The organism is Massilia sp. CT11-108 (assembly GCF_047302915.1).
GTDB classification, from domain to species: Bacteria; Pseudomonadota; Gammaproteobacteria; order Burkholderiales; family Burkholderiaceae_D; genus Telluria; species Telluria orientalis.
Map to the genome: position 1 here is coordinate 1 of NZ_JBKYMO010000061.1, position 18,622 is coordinate 18,622.

The 18,622-nt window shown below is 65.9% G+C and carries 14 protein-coding genes; 7 read left to right on the plus strand and 7 right to left on the minus strand.

Going from position 1 to position 18,622, the window contains the following annotated elements; all coding sequences use genetic code 11:
• Together ACEN88_RS07975 and ACEN88_RS07980 are read right to left on the minus strand one after the other, a co-directional pair.
• A partial coding sequence (locus ACEN88_RS07975) for an ATP-dependent metallopeptidase FtsH/Yme1/Tma family protein (RefSeq protein WP_413338568.1) occupies positions 1-1,107 on the minus strand: 1,107 nt, incomplete at its 3' end.
• Between the two features lie 176 nt (positions 1,108-1,283).
• Complete coding sequence (locus tag ACEN88_RS07980) at positions 1,284-1,496, minus strand: holin (protein WP_413338546.1); 213 nt, start codon at positions 1,494-1,496, stop codon at positions 1,284-1,286.
• A gap of 128 nt (positions 1,497-1,624) precedes the next feature.
• Between ACEN88_RS07980 and ACEN88_RS07985 the strand changes: the two genes are divergently transcribed.
• On the plus strand, positions 1,625-2,335 hold the full coding sequence (locus ACEN88_RS07985) for a S24 family peptidase (RefSeq protein WP_056136824.1): 711 nt from the start codon (positions 1,625-1,627) through the stop codon (positions 2,333-2,335).
• A gap of 13 nt (positions 2,336-2,348) precedes the next feature.
• Here ACEN88_RS07985 and ACEN88_RS07990 read toward each other — a convergent pair whose 3' ends face one another.
• A complete protein-coding gene (locus ACEN88_RS07990) occupies positions 2,349-3,401 on the minus strand; it encodes an RNA-guided endonuclease InsQ/TnpB family protein (RefSeq protein WP_413338548.1) in 1,053 nt (350 codons plus the stop codon).
• 104 nt (positions 3,402-3,505) lie between these two features.
• Between ACEN88_RS07990 and ACEN88_RS07995 the strand changes: the two genes are divergently transcribed.
• The 3 genes from ACEN88_RS07995 (at position 3,506) to ACEN88_RS08005 (ending at position 7,692) form a co-directional block, all read left to right on the plus strand.
• On the plus strand, positions 3,506-3,796 hold the full coding sequence (locus ACEN88_RS07995; RefSeq protein WP_371767463.1) for a hypothetical protein: 291 nt from the start codon (positions 3,506-3,508) through the stop codon (positions 3,794-3,796).
• 155 nt (positions 3,797-3,951) lie between these two features.
• Positions 3,952-5,187 (plus strand): glycoside hydrolase family 88 protein, encoded by a 1,236-nt coding sequence (locus ACEN88_RS08000; protein ID WP_413338550.1) that lies wholly within the window; start codon positions 3,952-3,954, stop codon positions 5,185-5,187.
• An 18-nt stretch (positions 5,188-5,205) separates the two neighbouring features.
• Complete coding sequence (locus tag ACEN88_RS08005; protein ID WP_413338552.1) at positions 5,206-7,692, plus strand: TonB-dependent receptor; 2,487 nt, start codon at positions 5,206-5,208, stop codon at positions 7,690-7,692.
• 325 nt (positions 7,693-8,017) lie between these two features.
• Here ACEN88_RS08005 and ACEN88_RS08010 read toward each other — a convergent pair whose 3' ends face one another.
• Positions 8,018-8,842 carry an NAD-dependent epimerase/dehydratase family protein gene (locus ACEN88_RS08010; protein ID WP_413338554.1) on the minus strand — a complete coding sequence of 275 codons (825 nt, stop codon included), beginning with the start codon at positions 8,840-8,842 and terminating at the stop codon, positions 8,018-8,020.
• Between the two features lie 198 nt (positions 8,843-9,040).
• Here ACEN88_RS08010 and ACEN88_RS08015 point away from each other — a divergent pair, with 198 nt between their 5' ends.
• A complete protein-coding gene (locus ACEN88_RS08015; RefSeq protein WP_413338556.1) occupies positions 9,041-10,036 on the plus strand; it encodes a LacI family DNA-binding transcriptional regulator in 996 nt (331 codons plus the stop codon).
• A gap of 76 nt (positions 10,037-10,112) precedes the next feature.
• On the plus strand, positions 10,113-11,948 hold the full coding sequence (locus ACEN88_RS08020; protein WP_413338558.1) for a hypothetical protein: 1,836 nt from the start codon (positions 10,113-10,115) through the stop codon (positions 11,946-11,948).
• Here the strand turns inward: ACEN88_RS08020 and ACEN88_RS08025 are convergent.
• A complete protein-coding gene (locus ACEN88_RS08025; RefSeq protein ID WP_413338560.1) occupies positions 11,917-12,864 on the minus strand; it encodes an alginate lyase family protein in 948 nt (315 codons plus the stop codon). The two genes, ACEN88_RS08020 and ACEN88_RS08025, sit on opposite strands and share 32 nt — an antisense overlap.
• 110 nt (positions 12,865-12,974) lie before the next feature.
• Between ACEN88_RS08025 and ACEN88_RS08030 the strand changes: the two genes are divergently transcribed.
• Positions 12,975-15,164: a glycoside hydrolase family 88 protein gene (locus tag ACEN88_RS08030; RefSeq protein ID WP_413338562.1), complete on the plus strand. Its 2,190-nt coding sequence runs from the start codon at positions 12,975-12,977 to the stop codon at positions 15,162-15,164.
• Here ACEN88_RS08030 and ppc read toward each other — a convergent pair whose 3' ends face one another.
• The gene (ppc, locus tag ACEN88_RS08035) at positions 15,165-17,912 is read right to left on the minus strand and encodes a phosphoenolpyruvate carboxylase (protein WP_413338564.1); all 2,748 of its coding nucleotides are present in this window, start codon (positions 17,910-17,912) and stop codon (positions 15,165-15,167) included.
• Positions 17,913-18,112: 200 nt separating this feature from the next.
• Positions 18,113-18,622 (minus strand): substrate-binding domain-containing protein (locus ACEN88_RS08040; RefSeq protein WP_413338566.1); only part of this gene is annotated, 510 nt, incomplete at its 5' end.

Consider the following 18,622-nt stretch of genomic DNA (forward strand, 5'->3'; position numbering starts at 1 on the left):
GGCCAGGCCGGGCGTCCTCGCAGCCACGGCGGCCAGGTCCACGTCCGGCGCCAGCCTGACGTCGCGGGCATGCACCTGCAGGATCTTCTGGCGGCCCTTCAGGTCCGGCCGGTCGAGCGCGACGTGGCGGTCGAAGCGGCCCGGGCGCAGCAGGGCCGGGTCGAGGATCTCCGGACGGTTGGTGGCGCCGAGGATGATCACGCCCTTGTTGGTGTCAAAACCGTCCATCTCGACGAGCAACTGGTTGAGCGTCTGTTCCTGCTCGTTATAGCCGCCGACCACGCCCGCCACGCCGCGCGCGCGGCCCAGCGCATCGAGCTCGTCGATGAAGATGATGCAGGGCGCCACCTTCTGCGCCTGCACGAACATATCGCGCACGCGGGCCGCGCCGACGCCGACGAACATCTCGACGAATTCCGAACCGCTGATCGAAAAGAACGGCACCCCGGCCTCGCCGGCCACGGCCCGGGCCAGCAGGGTCTTGCCGGTGCCGGGCGGCCCGACGATCAGCACGCCTTTCGGAATGCGCCCGCCGAGCCGCCGATAGCGCTGCGGGCTCTTGAGGAAGTCGACGATCTCCATCAGCTCGTCGCGCGCCTCGTCGATACCGGCCACGTCGTTGAAACTCACGCCGGTCTTGCTCTGCATGTAGACACGGGCCCGGCTCTTGCCCACATCAAACAACCCGGCCGCAACGCCACCCCGCTTCGCCATGGCGCCCCACATCCAGAACAGCAGGAGCAGCGGCAGCGCCCACGACAACAACGTACTCAGCCATTCACTGTGCTGCTGGCCGAAGTAGCGCACGTGCGCCGCGTCGAGGTCCTTGACAAGATCCGGATCGGCCACGCGGACGGCGTTGAACGGACACAGCCCGTCCGCATTGCACTTGACGGACTCGGCGCGGTTCTTCGGCAGGATGGCGTCGAGGCCGCCGGACTTGAGCGTGCCGGACACGGTCGTCTCCGCCAGAGTGACCTCGTTGACCTTGCCGCCACGCAAAAGCTCCTTAAACTCGCTGTATGCCAGCGGCGACGACGCGATCACGTCCGTCACCGACTGGAACAGCATGAACAGGACAATGGCGAACAGCCAATACCACAGCATGGGACGGAGCGTCGGGCCGCCGCCGTCCACGCCCCGCCCGGTTGGCGTCTCCTTCGTATCGGACATATCGTTCACGCCGCCTCCATGCGCCTGAGCTCTTTCAGCGCCTACGCCTCTCGCCCCACTGTCTGACAGATCAGGCCCACATCACTTTGACCTGGATCAAAGTGACACGTTCACGTCTGCCGCTCCAGCTGCGTGAGCCGCGCCTCGCACTCGCGTTGTTCGCGCCGGTCGCGGCGGTACGTGTACACGGTATTGGTCAGGCAGGTCAGGACGGCGGTCGCGATACCGACCGCCGCGCCGACGTCCGCCATGGTCAACGATGCGCCGATCGACGCCACGCCCGCGACATAGCTGGCCACGCCGAAGATACCTGGTCTGTTCATAGCTGTTCTCCCCCATCGAAAGCTCGCCTCCCCTTCACAAAACCCGGCAAGTCGAGTAGAGTCCAGTATAGAACTCTAAACTGATCAACGTCAAGAACACTAAACCCGAACGAGTGCAGGGCCCGAACATGAACCTCTTATCCGACCGCCTCGACCACATCTACCGCACCACGCCGCAGCTCGAAGGCGAGCGTGGCCAGACCGGCCTCGTCAAAGCCTCGGGCGCCTCGAAGAGCGTGGTGAACCAGTGGCTGACCGGGAAAATCAAGTCGATGGACATCCGCTACGCCCTGAACATCGAGCGCGAACTCGGGTTCTCGCACATCTGGCTGATGACCGGCGAAGGCGACCCGCGCCAGGCCCCCTTCCACGGCCTGAAGGACGGCATGCCGGTGCGCCCGGCCGACAACGACGATGCGGAATTCGTCCAGATCCGCATGGTCAAGCTGCGGCTATCGGCCGGGATCACGGGCTTCCAGACGGAGCCCGAACGCCGCGACGGCGGCACGCTCGGCATGCGCCGCACGTGGATCGAACGGCACAACTACCATCCCGACCACCTGATGGCCATCCTCGTCAAGGGCGAGAGCATGGAACCGTCGCTGTACGCGGGGGACATCGTCATCATCAACACGCTCGACACGAAGCTCATGGACGGTGCCGTGTATGCCTTCAACTACGAAGGCGAGGCCGTCGTAAAGCGGCTGACGCGCGACGCCGGCAAATGGTGGCTGACCTCTGACAATCCGGACCAGCGCAAATACCACCGCAAACTCTGCCAGGGCAACGCCTGCCTCATCATCGGCCGTGTCGTGCGCAAGGAAAGCGATCGCATTTGACGTCCTCCCCGCCCTAAAAGCCGGGGATTCCTGCGGCCAGCGTCGCACGTCCGCGACGGAGAATGTTTATCGCAGCATTGATATCGCGATCATGTGTACAACCGCAAACACCACACTGCCACTCTCTTATTCCAAGGTCTGCGATACCTTTCGGCCGCGAATCGGGCATGGCACCACAATTCGAACAGACTTGGGAAGTAAAACTTTCGTCGACTTCCTCGAACCACGCGCCATGCTTAACAGCCTTGTACGCCAGTTGATGTCGGAAGCTCGACCAGCCCGCATCCAGGACAGACTTCGCCATGCCGGTCCTGGCGAGTCTGGCGGCGGCCACATTGCCGACCGCGATATAGTCGAATTGCCGGACAATGCGGTCCGAGAGCTTGTGCAGAAAGTCATTGCGACGGTTCGCTATCTTCGCGTGGAGCGCTTTGACGCGCCGCTTCTTGTTGGCGCGCTGCGCCAGCGCGAGAGCCTGCTCGGCACCACGATAAATGCGCTGCGCTTCAATCTTTTCGCCGGTGGAAAGCGTCGCGAAGTCTTTCAGGCCGAGATCGATACCGACACCGCGCAACGGTCGGCGGGCACTGCTATCGGGCGTGACCACATCGATCACGATATTCAGGTACCAGTTCCCTCGCGTGTCGCGCGAAAAGTTGGTGCCATCCTTGATCTTCCCTTCGGGCAGCGGTCGGCTGTTAAAGACGCGAAAGGTATTGCCTGCGAAGCGAAACGCATCACCTTCCCGCTTCAGTTCCCGTCCCTTGATCGGCACCCAGCCCAAGGAACGCTCGCCACGATAGCGAAGATAAGGTCGCTTCTTTTGCGAACGCGACTTCGCATACTGTTCGCAGATCGCGTTGACTGTCCCAGAATGCAAGCCCAGTTCTTTGCTGCTGCCGGTCGTCAGTTTGTTCAGGTCAAAGCCCGACAGCCAAGGACGGCCAAAACGCAGCGCATCCTTTTGCCGATCATTGCAGTAGTTCCAGACGAAGTTACACGCGCGCGACTGCCTGTTGAGCAGCCCGTTAAGGGACTTCACCCGGTAACGAAAAACCAGCATCATGCTGTGATTATATGCAGCATTTTTAGCAACCGAAAGGCATCGATTGCGGCACAATCGGCTCCTTTCCTCCCCGCCCTGAAGGACGGGGTCTCTCGGAGCACATCATGAAACTCGAGGTCGCCCTCGCCGAACTGAAAGGCGTGCGCGTGGCACTGGCCTTTCCGCCGCCGGCGTGGGTCGCGCCCGGCGTCGGCGACGTGCTGCTGGAGCGCCTGCGTCCATACTTCCCCACCCTGCCCGTGATGCTCGTGGCCGTGCAAAAGCATGGCGTGCGCGCGCATGCCGCGTTCCAGGCGCAGGCGCTCGTGGACGGCGCGGATCTCGCGCACCTGCCGCGTACGACGATCGACCTCGACGTGCCGCCGCTCCCGCCGGACGAGCCGCCGCCATTCTAGTCGTCCGGCCGGCAAAACGTTTTCGCTATTGCCGCCACCAGCACGTCGTTAAGCCCTGAAAACGTCAAGTTAAGCGTTTACCTATTTTTGTTGACACCGCTTCCCGTTCTGATTACGATTTGCTCAATAATCAGACCAACAGGGAGACGCGTTCCATGACTGCGAAAACGATTATCTGCGGGATCCTGCTGGCGGCGTGCGGCGCGTCGGCCGCAACGGCCGCGGAACCGATCGGCGCCGTCATCGACAAGGACTTCAAGGTCGCCAGCGCGCAGTACCGCATCCTGCTGGACAAGGCCGCGGGCAAGCCGGGCTTCCCCCGCACCGTGGAGCGTGGCGAAGTAAAAATGATCGGGCCGGGCGACTGGACGGCCGGCTTCTTTCCCGGCTCGCTGTGGTACCTGTTCGAAGCCACCGGCGACGCGACATGGAAAACGGCGGCGATGCGCTACACGGCGCTGACGGCGCCCGCGAAGTTCGACAAGTCCCAGCACGATCTCGGCTTCATGCTGGGCGCCGGCTACGGCAACGGCCTGCGCCTCGTGGACGACGCGGCCACGCGCGTGGCCTACCGCGACGCCCTGCTGGCCGGCGCGACGACACTGATCACGCGTTTCAACCCGAAAGTCGGCAGCATCCAGTCGTGGGACCTGTGGCCCAACACGACGTGGGCCTTCCCCGTCATCATCGACAACATGATGAACCTGGAGCTGCTGATGTGGGCCGCGAAGGCCGCGAACGAACCGCGCTACCGCGAGATCGCCATCGCCCATGCCGACACCGCGCTGAAGAACCACTTCCGCCCCGACGGGTCCAGTTTCCACCTCGTCGACTACGACCCGAAGACGGGCGCCGTGCGTACGCGCATGACCGTGCAAGGTTACGCGGACGGCTCCGCATGGGCGCGCGGACAGGCGTGGGGCCTGTACGGCTACACGATGATGTACCGCGAAACCCGCAACGACAACTATCTCCAGCAGGCGCACAAGATCGCCCGCTTCTACACGACCCATCCACGCCTGCCGGCCGACAAGGTGCCCTATTGGGACTTCGACGACCCGGCCATTCCCGCCGCCCCGCGCGACGCTTCCGCCGCCGCCATCGCCGCCTCCGCCCTGCTGGAACTGGCGACGTTCTCCGACCGCGAGACGGCCGCGCGCTACCGCGACTTCGCCGAACAGACGCTGCGCAGCCTGTCGTCCAGTGCGTACCTCGCGGCGCCTGGAGACAACGGCGGCTTCCTCCTCAAGCATGCGACCGGCCACAAGCCGGCCAAATCGGAAATCGACGTGCCGCTGAACTACGCGGACTACTACTTTCTGGAGGCGCTGTTGCGCATGAAGGCGGCACGCCTGAAGGCGGCGCGCAGCGGGACTGGCAGTTTTCATTAGAAAAACCAAGGAGACGTTGTGAGCAAGCAGAGAACACCGGGCGCGCGGATCGCGGTCAAGCCCGTGGCGGCCGTCGTCGCGATGGCCGTCGCCCACTGGACCGTGCCCGCGCGGGCGCAAGAAGTACCGACGAACCCCAACCAGCTGCAGACCGTCCTGGTCACCGCGAACAAGCGCGTGGAGCGGCTGGAAAACGTGCCGGAGTCGATCTCCGTGCTGTCCGAGGCGGAGATCCAGCGCAACAACGTGCGCGAGATCGAGGACGTCATCAACCTGACGCCGTCGCTGACGCTGTCGTCGGGCACGACGGCCGCCAACAACGCCATCTTCATGCGTGGCATCGGTACCGTCTCCGTCGGCATCGGCGTGGAGTCCGACGTCTCCGTCATCATCGACGACATTCCGATCGCCAGCCAGTTCCAGGCCTTCCGCGACCTGGCCGACGTGGCCCGCGTCGAGGTGCTGAAAGGGCCGCAGTCTACGCTGTTCGGCAAATCCGCCGTGGCCGGCGCGATCAACATCGTGACGAAACCGATCAGCGGGCCGATCGTCTACCGCGCCAACGCGTACTACACCAACGACCACGAGTGGCGCGTGGGCGCGTCGGTCGGCGGCAAGCTGCGCGACGACTTCGGCATGCGCATCGCCGTCAACAAGAGCGACATGCCGGGTAACTTCACGAACCTGACGAACGGCCAGAAGGTCAACGGATCGGGCGGCAGGACGATCATGACGAAGTTCCAGTGGAACCCGATCAAGGACCTGGAGATCGACTTCACGCCGCACTACAACGCGCAGGAAAACAGCCGCGGCGTGACGGCCGTGAACGGCTTCTACCGCGCGGGTAGCCAGGCCGACCTCGCGACCGCGTACATGAACGGCAACCCGCAACTGCCCGCGTCGCTCACGCTGGCCGGCATCAACCCGTACGATCCGAACAACCGCAACGTGCGGCGCGACTTCCCGACCGGGATCAATTCGTCCACGTTCGGCACGGGCCTGAAGTTCTCGTACAACCTGCCGAACGACGGCACGCTGATGTCGATCTCGTCGTACGAGCACTACAAGGCAAACGATTACCGCGACCAGGACTTCGTCGACGTGCCGACCATCGCGCGGCCGGGCGAGACGAAGTTCAGCGTCGGCAACGCGCAATTCGGCACCTACGACATCCGATCGAAGACGCAGGAAATCCGTTACGTGTCGCCGGATATCGGGAAGCTGCGCTACGTGGCCGGCCTGTGGTGGGCGCAGAACGAGATCGACCGCCACTTCATCCGCGGCTTCTGCGTGCGCCCGAGCGTCTGCACAGCGAGTTCGCCGTCGAGCCCCACGAACTACTACACCGACATCTACAACGTGAACCGCGCCGTGTTCGGCCAGGCCACGTGGGACTTCCATCCGACGTACACGCTGGTCGCGGGCATCCGCCGCAACGTGGAAACCTCGGGCTTCAACTACATCCGCAATTTCTATACGGACCAGCTGGACCGCTCGACCTTCGTGCCGGGCCCCGTCGGCCGGGACCAGTTCTCCAGCAGCGGCAACCGCGACTGGGCGACGACCGGCAAGCTGTCGATCCAGAAGCAGATCAACAGCGACTGGATGGTCTATGCGATGACGGCGACCGGCTACAAGGGCCTCGCGTACGACGTGACGAGCGGCCTGAAGGCGGCGGCCGCGTTCCCGGTGGCGCCGGAGACGAGCCGCAGTGTCGAGCTCGGGACCAAGGCGAACCTGTTCCACAACCGCATGTCGCTCGCCGCCACGATCTACAAGACGGACTTCAAGAACTACCAGCAGAACACGTCGTTCGTGCTGCCGAACGACCCGACGATCTACACGCAGCTGAACTCGATCCCGAAGATCCGCACGCGCGGCTTCGAAATCGATTCGCACTTCCTGCTGACGTCGAACTGGTCGATGAACGTGTCGTACGCATACACGCGTCCGGAGATCGTCGACTGGAAGAACGGCCCCTGCTACCAGGACAACACGAACCCCGCCATCGGCACGACGGGCCTGGGCGAAGGCGGTTCGCTGGGCGGCTGGAACCGCGCCTGTTTCCCGATCCGCGCCGGCTCGACGACGGGCGTGCAGAACCTGACGGGCGGGATCTTTCCGGGCACGCCGAAGAACAAGGTCAACATCGGCACGAACTACGACTACCATTTCGCGGACCGCCCGTACTGGGCCTTCGTGAACGCGAACGTGCGTTACCAGACCGAGTACCAGACCAACATCAACAACGACCCGCGCTCGGTGAACAACGCGTACTCGATCTCGGACCTCGGTTTCGGCCTGCGCCAGAACAACGACATGTGGCGCCTGTCCTTCCGCATCAACAACCTGTTCGACCGCTTCTACATCGGCAACGCCAACGCGAGCGGCCCGTCGTACCGCGCGGGCCCGACGTCGACCTCCCCCGCCATCACGGTCAACAGCTGGGTGCCGCCGCGCGACGTATTCCGCTTCTACAGCGTGCGCCTCGACCTGAAGTTCTGATACCGGGTTTCCTCCGCGGGCCCCGGCCCGCGTTTCCCTCGATGCCGCCGGGCGACCTGGCGGCATTTTTTTATCCGAGGCCATTTCCCAAAATCGGGGTCAGAGCACATTTCGGATCAATGTCCACTGCGCTACCAAACACGGAATTGCGCTCACCGCACAAAGAACTCGCACCGAAAAGGGCTTTGACCGCGAATCTTGCTGAAAACGTGCTCTGACCCCGAATTGAAGCTATTTCCAATAATCGCGGTCTGACCCGGTTGCTGGAAACAAAAAGGGCCGGGGCATCACTGCACCGGCCCGGCATGTCGCGTTCGCGGGCGCTTCAGTCTTCGTAGATCGGCCCCGCCGTCAAAAACGGCCCGCCCTGGTACACGGCCGTGATGTCGCCCGCATCCGACCACGTGCCGCCGGCCGGGAAGCGGTCGGCGAACGCGCGCGCGCTGTGGCGCGGCTCGAAGCCCAGGTGGGCCGCCGCGCGGTTGTCCCACCAGCGCACCGGGTTGTCCGACACACCGTACGTGATCGTGTGGCCCACGCGCGGCGTGAACAGGGCACAGCGCACCAGTTCCACGAGGTCGTCGTACGCGAGGAACGTGACCAGCATGCGCGCATTGCGCGGCTCGCCGAACGACGAGCCGATGCGCAGGCACACGGTCTCGATGCCGAAGCGGTCGAAGTAGTAGCGCGACAAGGCCTCGCCGAAGCACTTCGACACGCCGTAGATGCCGTCCGGCCGCAGCGGCACGTTGGCATCGACGATCTGCGTGGTCGGGTAGTAGCCGACGACGTGGCTGGAGCTCGCGTAGATCACGCGCTTGATGCCGCGCTTGTGCACGGCCTCGTACAGGTGATGCAGGCCGAGGATGTTGGCATGCATGATCGTCTCGAACGTGTCCTCGACGGAGACGCCGCCGAAGTGCAGCACGGCGTCCACGCCTTCCGTCAGCGCCATCACGGCGGCGCGGTCGCCCAGGTCGCAGCGCACGACTTCCTCGCCCGGCCCGGCGGGCGCGATGTCCTTGATGTCGCTGAGGCGAACCACGTCGGCCCACGGCTTGATCCGCTCGCGCAGCACGGTGCCGAGGCCGCCACCGGCGCCGGTCAGGAGAAGACGGTGGAAAGGCTTGGACTCGGTCGCTGGGGTCATGGACAGGCTCGCATATGTTAAACGTTTAACCGAGTATATCCAAAACGCTTTCGATGTCAATTTTTTGGACCGCTTTTTCGCCCGGAGGCCCCGCCCGGACAGGTGGCAACGATTCCATACGCCGATTTCTTGCCCCAGCTCGCTTCCGCCCTTGGGGACGCATGCTAAGATGTGCCGCTGAGTAACGATTAACCTTCCATGAAAAAGTCCGCCCCGACCATCCGCGACGTCGCCGCAGCCGCCCACGTGTCCACTGCCACGGTGTCGAAATTCATCAACGGCGCACAGCGCTTTTCGCCCAAGGTCGAGGCGGCGATCGAGTCCGCGATCGCGGGCCTGGGCTATAAATCGAACCCGCTGGCCAAGTCGATGATCACGGGGCGCACGAACACCATCGGCCTCTCCGTGCTGGACATCACCAACCCGCACTTCTCCAGCATCCTGAAGGGCGCGAACCGCGTGGCGCACGACCAGGGCTTTTCCGTCCTGCTCGTCGACACGGAGGAAACGCCCAGCCGCGAGCGGCGCACGCTGGAAGAACTGAGCCGGCGCGTGGACGGCATGATCGTGTTCTCGCGCATGCGCGAGCACGAGATGGCGTGGATGACCGAGATCGACAAGCCGCTCGTCTTCTTCGGCAGCCTGGCGCAACTGCCGCTGCCTACGGTGGCCAGCGACGACCACGGCGGCGCCTACATGCTGGCCCAGCACCTGCGCATGCTGGGCCACCGCCGCATCGCCTACCTCGGCTTTTCCAAGTCGCGGCGCGACGAGGAGCGCCTGGGCGGCATCCGCGAATCGCTGAAGACAGCCGGCCTCGAACTCGCGATCTTCGATGCCGAGGCGCCGTCGCTGGCCGAAGGCGAACGCCTGTGCTCCGCGATCGTGCTGGGCAGCCAGCGTCCGGATGCGCTGATCTGCTACAACGACTTGATGGCGCTCGGCTTCATGAAAGAAGCGTCCAACCTGGGCATCTCGATCCCCCAGGACATCTCGGTCGTCGGCTTCGACAATATCCCCTACGGCAAATACACGACCCCCGCCCTTACCACCGTCGACCTGCAGAGCGAGCGCATGGGCGCGACCGCGATGGAAAAGCTGCTGGCCGTGATCCGCGGCGAACACGTCGAAAAGCTCACCAAGGTCGCGCCGCAACTGATCCTGCGCGGGTCGACGATCGCCCGCCGCCCCTGAGCCCGTATCGCCGTTTACTTTCCGGAAGAGTTGACCTATCCTTTTAGGAAAACGTTTAACAACACTGGAGACACGCATGCGCCCTGTCCTGCCCGTCATCACGATGGCGGTTCTCGCCCTGTCACACGCCGCGCCCGCACTCGCGACCAGGCCCCTGCACCAGACGGTCGAACAGGCCTACCCGCAGCTGGATTACTTTTTCCAGAAGCTCGTGAAGGAACGGGACGGCATCACGATCGACGGCCGCGCGCCGTTCCAGAGCCACGACAAATTCCTGCCCGGGAAAATCGCGACGGGCCTGGCGGACGTGCTGCTGCACACGTCCGCCAATGACCCGCGCTTGCCCGGCATGCTGCGCGACTATGCATCCATCGCCGACCTTACCGTCGGCATGGAAAACGATACCTGGGGCATCTATTACTACATTGGCGCGCTGGTCAAGCTGAAGCGGGCCGGCCTGCTGGAGCGCGCCGTGCGTCCCGCCACGCTCGACCAACTGCGCAAGAAGCTCGACTGGCGGACGTTCGTGCGCGTGCCGGCCTACGAACTGATCGACCTGCCGACCAATTACTATGGCGTCGCCTTCAGCATTGCGCGCCTGCGCCTGCTGATGGGCTGGGAAGACGCGCAGGCGAGCGACGTCCTGCTCGACAGGATGCTGAAGCATTACGCCGATTACTCCGGCACCTACGGCTTTTCCGACGAGACGGATGGCCAGGGCCGCTTCGACCGCTACAGCATCCTGCTGGCGGCCGAGATCTGCGAACGCTTCATCGAGACCGGCCTGACGGTGACGCCGGAACTGAAAGCCCTGCTGCGCAAGTCGGCCGACGTCGCGCTGAACGCGGCGAGTGCCGACGGCAGCGGCTTCACGATGGGCCGCAGCCTCGGGCCGTACGGCGAGACGGCGATGTTGGAAATCCTGTCGACGGCCGCCTACCTCGGCGTCCTCACGCCGGAAGAAAAGGAGTACGCGTACGCCTACTCCGCGCGTATCGGCGAGCGCTACATGAACTTCTGGTACGACCCGGCGCTGCACTCGGTCGACATGTGGGGCAAGGGCCGCCGCACGGACACGTACCGCGGCAAGCATCGCATCCTCGGCGAGAACTTCTCGCTACTGCACCAGTTGATCGGCACGGACGAGATGTGGAACCGGGCCGGCATGAAGAACGCCGTACCGCGCGCGGACCTTGCGGCGTGGCTGGAACGCGCGCGTCCTCCCTTCAGCCTCACGCGCTTCGCGGGCGGCGAATACGACCGCGCCCTCGCCATCTGGCGCGACGGGCCACACGTATTCAGCCTCTCGATGATCAACGGCGGTCCGAGCCAGCATGCGAACAGCCCGTACTATCCGCTGCCGTTCTCGTACGGGATCGTCTCCGGCATCGCCGACAGCGGCGCCGCGCATCCGCAGTTGCTGCCGAAATTCCGTCTCGCCGACGGCAGCGAATTGATCGCGACCGCGTTCATCAAGAACATCGAGACGAGCGACATCGACGGCGGCCATCGCGTCACGTACCGCCAGGATGCGCTCACGAAGCTGGGCAAGAACGTGCCCGTGAAGGACACGCGCATCGCGGTCGAGACGGAATACACCCTGCGCCACGGCGTCATCACGCGCACCGACACGTACACGCCGGCGGCACCGCTGGACGTGGCCGGCGTGAGCCTCGACTTCGCGTCGTTTTCAAGCGGCGCCACGGTGGACGGCAACACGATCGCCTTCCGCGACGGTGCCGTGCGTGCCTTCGCCGTCGACGGCCTCGCACGCTGCAGCGCCGACGACGTGACCGGCAGCGAAGCGTACCGCGCGCCGTATGGACCGATGGCCACGCTGGCCGCCTGCCGCACGGGCGCGTTCACGTTCGACAAGCCGCTCAGGATCCGCTGGACGATCCGCTACCAGTGACGACGTGTTCGAGCGGATTGGCCAGGCTGCGGTCGCCGCCCATGCGCGCATCCCAGTTCACGGCCGGCAGCCTGACGGGCACCGCGACCTTGCCGCCGTGGCGCAGGTAGATGGCGATCCATCCCGGCACGCCGCCCGACCGCTCCTGCTCGACGCCCGTCATCGTCGCGATGGCCGACGGATCGGCGACGCCGCCGACGGAGAACGCAATGAGCTTGTCCAGCCGCGGCGACTGCACGTCGAAGATCGACGCCATCAGCACGAGCGGCGCGGCCGCGTACAGGTGGTAGTGCAGCGCCCTGCCCGCCCGTTCCAGTTCGTACGGCAGCACGCCGTCCGGCCGGATCTGCGCCATCGCAGCGTCGAACACCTTGCGGCCCCACGCGAGGCAGCGCGCGTCGCCCGTGACAGCGCCCGTCGCCGTCACCGCGAGGCCCTCCCAGTAATAGTGATTGTTGCGCACGCCCTTGTGCGCGTCCGAATGGCGGATCGTTGCATCGGCCAGCGCCAGCAGCCACGCCTCGATGCGGCCGCGCTCCTCCAGCGTCGCCGCGGGCTTCACGCGCGCGTAGGCGAGCGCGAGGCCGCCCAGCGTCCACTTGCGCGTGTAGTACGACTGCTCCGTCGTCATCGTGCCCAGCATCGCCTTGCGGCCGGCCCAGTCGGCGAGCCAGGCCAGGGCGCAGCGGGCATCCGCGTCGCGGTGCGTCCGCTGCCACGCGACGGCGGCATGGGCCACCGCGTCGAGGTAGTCGTTGACGGGCTTGACGGCCGCCTCGTTGCGCGCCTTGCGCACCGGGTCGACGATCGAGTGATGGCTGTCGCTGTAATAGCTGTTCGCATCGATGTCGATGACGGCCGGCGGCGGCGCCTCGCACGCGCCCGCCGGACGCGCGGCCAGTGCCGCGATGAACATGGCTGCTCCGAGTCCTCGTATCCGCATGGTCTTCTCCATTTTTATGAAAGCGTTTACCTTATCTCAGCTTTAAGCCAGAATCCATACATCTAGTTAAACGTTATCCTACGATGATCCCGACTATCCCCTTCAAGCACGCCACGCTCGCCCTGCTGCTGCTCGGCCCTCTCCTGCCCGGATGCGCGACACACACACCGCCCGCCGCCAGGGCCGACGCGCAGGCACCGACGCCGGCCGCCGTGCTGGCGACGATGGAACGCGTCGCCGACTGGCAGCTCGCGCATCCGAGCGCGCATGCGCCGACGCACTGGACGCAGGGCGTCGGCGACGCCGGCTTCATGGTGCTGGCCAACCTGTCCGGCTCGCGCACGTACCGCGACGCGATGGCGGCGATGGGCGAACGCAATGGCTGGCAACTCGGTCCGCGCGCCTATCACGCGGACGACCACGTGGTCGGGCAGACGTATGCGGAGCTGTACCTGCAGTTGCGCGACCCGGCCATGCTGGCGCCGCTGAAGGCGCGTTTCGATGCGATCCTCGCCGAGCCGCACGACGGCACGCTGAAATTCACGGTGCCCGGCAACCAGGACCGCTGGTCGTGGTGCGACGCCCTGTTCATGGGACCGCCCGCGTGGGCGCGCCTGACCGCCGCCACCGGCGACGCGCGCTATCTCGACCACGCCGTCGCCGCGTGGTGGCGCACGTCGGACTACCTGTACGACAAGGACGAACACCTGTACTACCGCGACAGCAATTATTTCGCGCGGCGCGAAGCCAATGGCCGCAAGGTGTTCTGGGCACGCGGCAACGGCTGGGTGATGGCGGGCCTGGCGCGCACGCTCCAGTACATCCCGGCGGACCATCCGGCGCGCGCCCGCTTCGAACAGCAGTTCCGCGCGATGGCCGCGAAGGTGCTCGCGCTGCAGCAGGCCGACGGCCTGTGGCGCGCGAGCCTGCTCGACCCGGCCGGCTATCCGGCGCGCGAAACGAGCGGCACGGCGCTGTTCGCGTATGCGCTCGCGTGGGGCGTCAACCAGGGGTTGCTGGACCGCGCCGCGTTCGAACCGGGCGTGCGGCGCGCATGGACGGCGCTCGTGGCCAGCGTCCAGCCGGACGGCAAGCTCACGCACGTACAGCCGATCGGCCAGGCGCCGACGGGCTTCGCGGACGATGCGACGGAAGTCTATGGCGTCGGCGCCTTCCTGCTCGCGGGCAGCGAAGTGTTCCGCATGGCGCTGCTCGAACGCGCCGTACCCCGCACGGTGCGCGTGACGAATCCGGGCGATTTTCACCGTGCCGACGAGACGATCGAACTGCCGCTCGCGCCGGATTCTCCACAAGCGCTGGCCGTGATGGAAACCGGCACGTCGCGCCTGCTGCCCACGCAGCGCATCGGCGACACGCTGCTGTTCCAGGCAAACTTCGCGCCCCGTGAACGACGCCGCTTCCTGCTGCTGCCGGCCAGCGCCCTGCCCGCGCTGGCGCCGCCCGACGTCAAGGTGCACGCACGCTACGTGCCCGAACGCTACGACGACTTCGCGTGGGAGAGCGACCGCATCGCCCACCGCGCGTACGGCCCGGCGATCCTGCACGTGCCGAACGAGCACGTGGGCAGCGGCGTGGACGTGTGGCTCAAGCGCGTGCGCCGGCCCGTCGTGGACACGTGGTACAAGCGCGGCGAGTACCACAGCGACCACGGCGAGGGCCTCGACAACTACAGCGTCGGCACGGGCCGCGGCTGCGGCGGCACGGCAATCTACCGCGATGGCAAGGCGTATCCGTCATCCGTCTACGCGGGCTGGAAAGTGATCGCGGACGGGCCGCTGCGCGCCGTGTTCGAGCTGCGCTACGACGCGTGGAGCGCGGCCGGACGCCAGGTCGCGGAGACGAAGCGCATCTCGATCGACGCGGGCGCCAACTTCAGCCGCGTCGAAAGCCGCTACACGAGCGACCAGGCGGGCGCGCTGCCCGTCGCCGTCGGCATCGCCCAGCGCAAGGGCGACGGCCGGCTCGTGCGCGACACGAGCGCAAGCTGGATGAGTTACTGGGAACCGGAGAGCGCGCCGAACGGGCACACGGCGTGCGCGATCATCGTCCCCGGCCAGGCGACGCGCGCCGCGGTGGATGGCGGCGACGCCCTGCTGGTCGGGACCGCGCAGCCCGGGCAGCCGTTCGTGCACTACCTGGGCGCGGGATGGAGCAAGGGCGGCGATTTTCCCGATGCGCAGGCGTGGGAAGCCTACGTGCGCAACGTGGCGCAGCGGCTGGCCGTGCCGCTGCGGGTGACGGGTCAGGACTGATCAGCCGCTATTCCTCAGCCCCGCCGAGATGCCGTTGATCGACATATGCAGCCCGTTGCGGGTCGCATCGTCGTCCACGCCGGCGCGGTAACGGCGCAGCAGCTCGACCTGCAGGTGGTTCAGCGGATCGATGTACGGCAGGCGGTTGCGCAGCGAACGCTGCATTTGCGGGTTCCCGTCCAGCAGCTCGTCCTGCTCCATGACCTGCCGGAGGATCTCCACCGTCCGCGCATGCTCGGCGCTGATGGCACCGAAGATGCGGTCGCGCAGCGCCGCGTCGGCCACGAGGCCGGCGTAGCGGCTCGCGATCGCGATGTCGCTCTTCGCCAGCACCATGTCCATGTTCGACAGCAGCGTCGTGAAGAACGGCCACGTCTTGTACATCGTGCGCAGCAGCGCGAGGCGCTCGGCCGGCGCGTCCGCGATGAAGCGTTCCACCGCCGTGCCGAAACCGTACCAGCCCGGCAGCATCAGGCGGCACTGGGCCCAGCTGAACACCCACGGGATCGCGCGCAGGTCTTCGATCGAGCGCGACTTCTTGCGCGACGCCGGACGGCTGCCGATGTTCAGCGCGGCGATCTCCGTGATCACCGTCGACTCCCAGAAGTACGTCTCGAAGCCTTCCGTTTCGTACACGAGCGAACGGTAGGCACGCAGCGCTTCCGTCGACAGGCGGTCCATCGCGGCCACCTGCGCCGCGTCCGGCTGCGGCTGATCATGCGACAGCAGGGTCGCTTCCATCGTCGCGGCGACGAGCACCTCGAGATTGCGGCGGCCCACGTCGGCGTTGGCGTACTTCGCGGTGATGACTTCGCCCTGCTCCGTCAGGCGGATGCGTCCCTGCACGGCGCCCGGCGGCTGCGCGAGGATCGCTTCGTAGCTCGGACCGCCGCCGCGGCCCACCGAACCGCCGCGGCCGTGGAACAGCTGCAGCTTGATGCCGTGGGCGCGGAAGACCGCGATGAGTTCCAGCTCCGCCTTGTGCAGCTCCCAGCCGGACGTGACGTAGCCGCCGTCCTTGTTGCTGTCCGAGTAGCCCAGCATGACTTCCTGCAGGCGGTCGCGCGATTGCAGCAGGCGCATGTAGAACGGCAGGCCGAACGCCGCGGCCATGATCGCGGGACCAGCGCGCAGGTCGTCGATGGTTTCGAACAGCGGGATGATGTTGACGTCGAGCGTGCCGAGCGTCGGATGCAGCAGGCCCGCTTCCTTCAGCAGCACGGCCACTTCCAGCAGGTCGGAGACGGAAGCCGCCTTCGAGATGATGTAGTTCGTGACGGCGGCGCGGCCGTACGTCAGGTGCGCGCGCTTCGTCTCGCTCAGGATCGCCAGCTCGGACGCCGTCTCTTCGGAATACGCCTCGAACGGCGACACGAGCAGGCGCGGCGACTGCAGTTCTTCCAGCAGCAGTGCGCAGCGCGCGGCTTCGTCCAGTGCCAGGTAATCGACGCCGGGGCGCGCCTGCGTCAGCAGTTCCGCGAGCACGCGCTCGTGCACGTCGGAGTTCTGGCGCAGGTCGACGGGCGCGAGATGGAAACCGAATACCTTCACGGCGCGGCGCAACAGGCGCAGGCGGCCGCGCGCCAGCTGGCGGGCACCATTGGCCACCAGCGACTCGTGGATGACGTCCAGGTCGGCCAGCAGTTCGTCGGCGCTGGCGTAGGCCACCGCATCCGGCTCATTGGCGCCGCTGACGAGCCAGTCGCGCGTCGCCACGAGGCGCGCATGCATGCCGTGCAGCGCCTGGCGGTACGGCTCGTCCTGGTGGTGCGGCGACTGGTCGGGCGTGCGCTCGGCGATGCGGTGCAGGGCTTCCGTGCTGCCGCACAGGGACTGCGCCTGCGACAGTTGCGACGCCAGCGTGTGCACTTCCGGCAGGTAGAAATCCAGCGCGCGGGTCGCCTGCGCCTTCAGTGTGGCACGCAGGATGTCGGCCGTGACGAACGGGTTGCCGTCGCGGTCGCCGCCGATCCAGCTGCCCACTTTCATGAACGACGGCAGCTCCGTGTCGGCCCAGCCGGCATCCTTTTGCGCCAGCGTGTCCTCGAGTGCGCAGTACAGGCGCGGCACGCTCCTGAACATCGTGTAGTCGAAGAAGGACAGGCCGTTCTCGACTTCGTCCAGCACCGACAGCTTGGTGGGACGCAGCAGGCGCGTCTGCCACAGCGTCAGGATGGCGCGCGCGAGCGCTTCGTCGTTGTCCTGCTCTTCGTCGGGCGTCAGCTGCGTCCGGTCACGTTCGCCGATCAGGCGCGCGATCGCCATCTGGCAGTTGAGGACACTCTTGCGCTGCACCTCGGTCGGATGCGCGGTGAAGACGGGGCTCACGTGCGCGTCGTCGAAGAAGGCGCGCAGGTCGTCCATGCGGCCGGCGGCGAACACGCCGTCGACGGCGTGCGCGATGCTGCCCTTCTTCGGCGCCGAGCCGGCGGACAGGTGCGCGCGGCTGCGGCGGATGTGGTGCTGGTCTTCGGCGATGTTGGCCAGCAGCGAGAAATACGTGAAGGCGCGGATCAGCTGGGTCTTCTCGTCGGCCGAGATGTCTGCGAGGATCGCCGCCAGTTCCTCGTGCGCGCTGCCGTCCTCGTCGCGCCGGAAACCGATGCAGCTCTTGCGGACCGACTCGATGCGGTCGAACACCCCGTTACCCTCCTGGGCGCGGATCGTTTCCCCCAGCATGCGGCCGAGCTGGCGGATATCCCGCCCCAGCAACTCTTCCTTGAAGTTCCGTGCCTCTTCAACGCTCATTCAGCTCTCCAAAATGTAAATAATTTACAGAACACGCACCAGTTAACCAGCGTTGGCGGACAAATACCTTGTATATACCAGCCTTTATACACAGCGCGGCACGACAAGTCATGCAATGTTATGAAATTTTACTACGAACATTGATCAGTTCGGTGGGTGAGGTTGAAAAAATGCTACACATGAGGAAACGAGGCCGCCGCCTATTCCTGCTCGAACATGTCGATGATCTCGTCGGCCACCGCGCGCACGTGCGGGGCGCGGCGCACGTCCGCGTGCATCACCAGCCAGAGCTTGCGGCGGATGGGACACGCCGGATCGAGTACGACCAGCCCCGGCGCGCGTGCCGCCGTATAGTGCGGAAAGACGCCGACGCCGCAGCCGCCGACCGCCGCCTGGAGCAATGTCAGCAGGTCGTTCGAGCGCACGCTGTAGCGGCGCGCGCCGCGCAGCTTGTCCAGCCATTCCTGTTGCGGCGCATCCTGCTGCAGGTCGTCGTAGCCGAGGAATTCCCACTGCGCGGGCGCGCGGCCCGTCACGTAGTCTTCGTGCGCATACAGGGCGTAATCGACCTGCGCCAGCAGCCTGGCGACGAGGCCGGGCGACGTCGGGCGCGCAAACCGCAGCGCGATGTCGGCCTGGCGTCGCGTCAGGTCCGTCGTGCGCGCCTCCGCACGCAAGTCGATGTCGACGCCGGGCAGGCGCGACAAGGG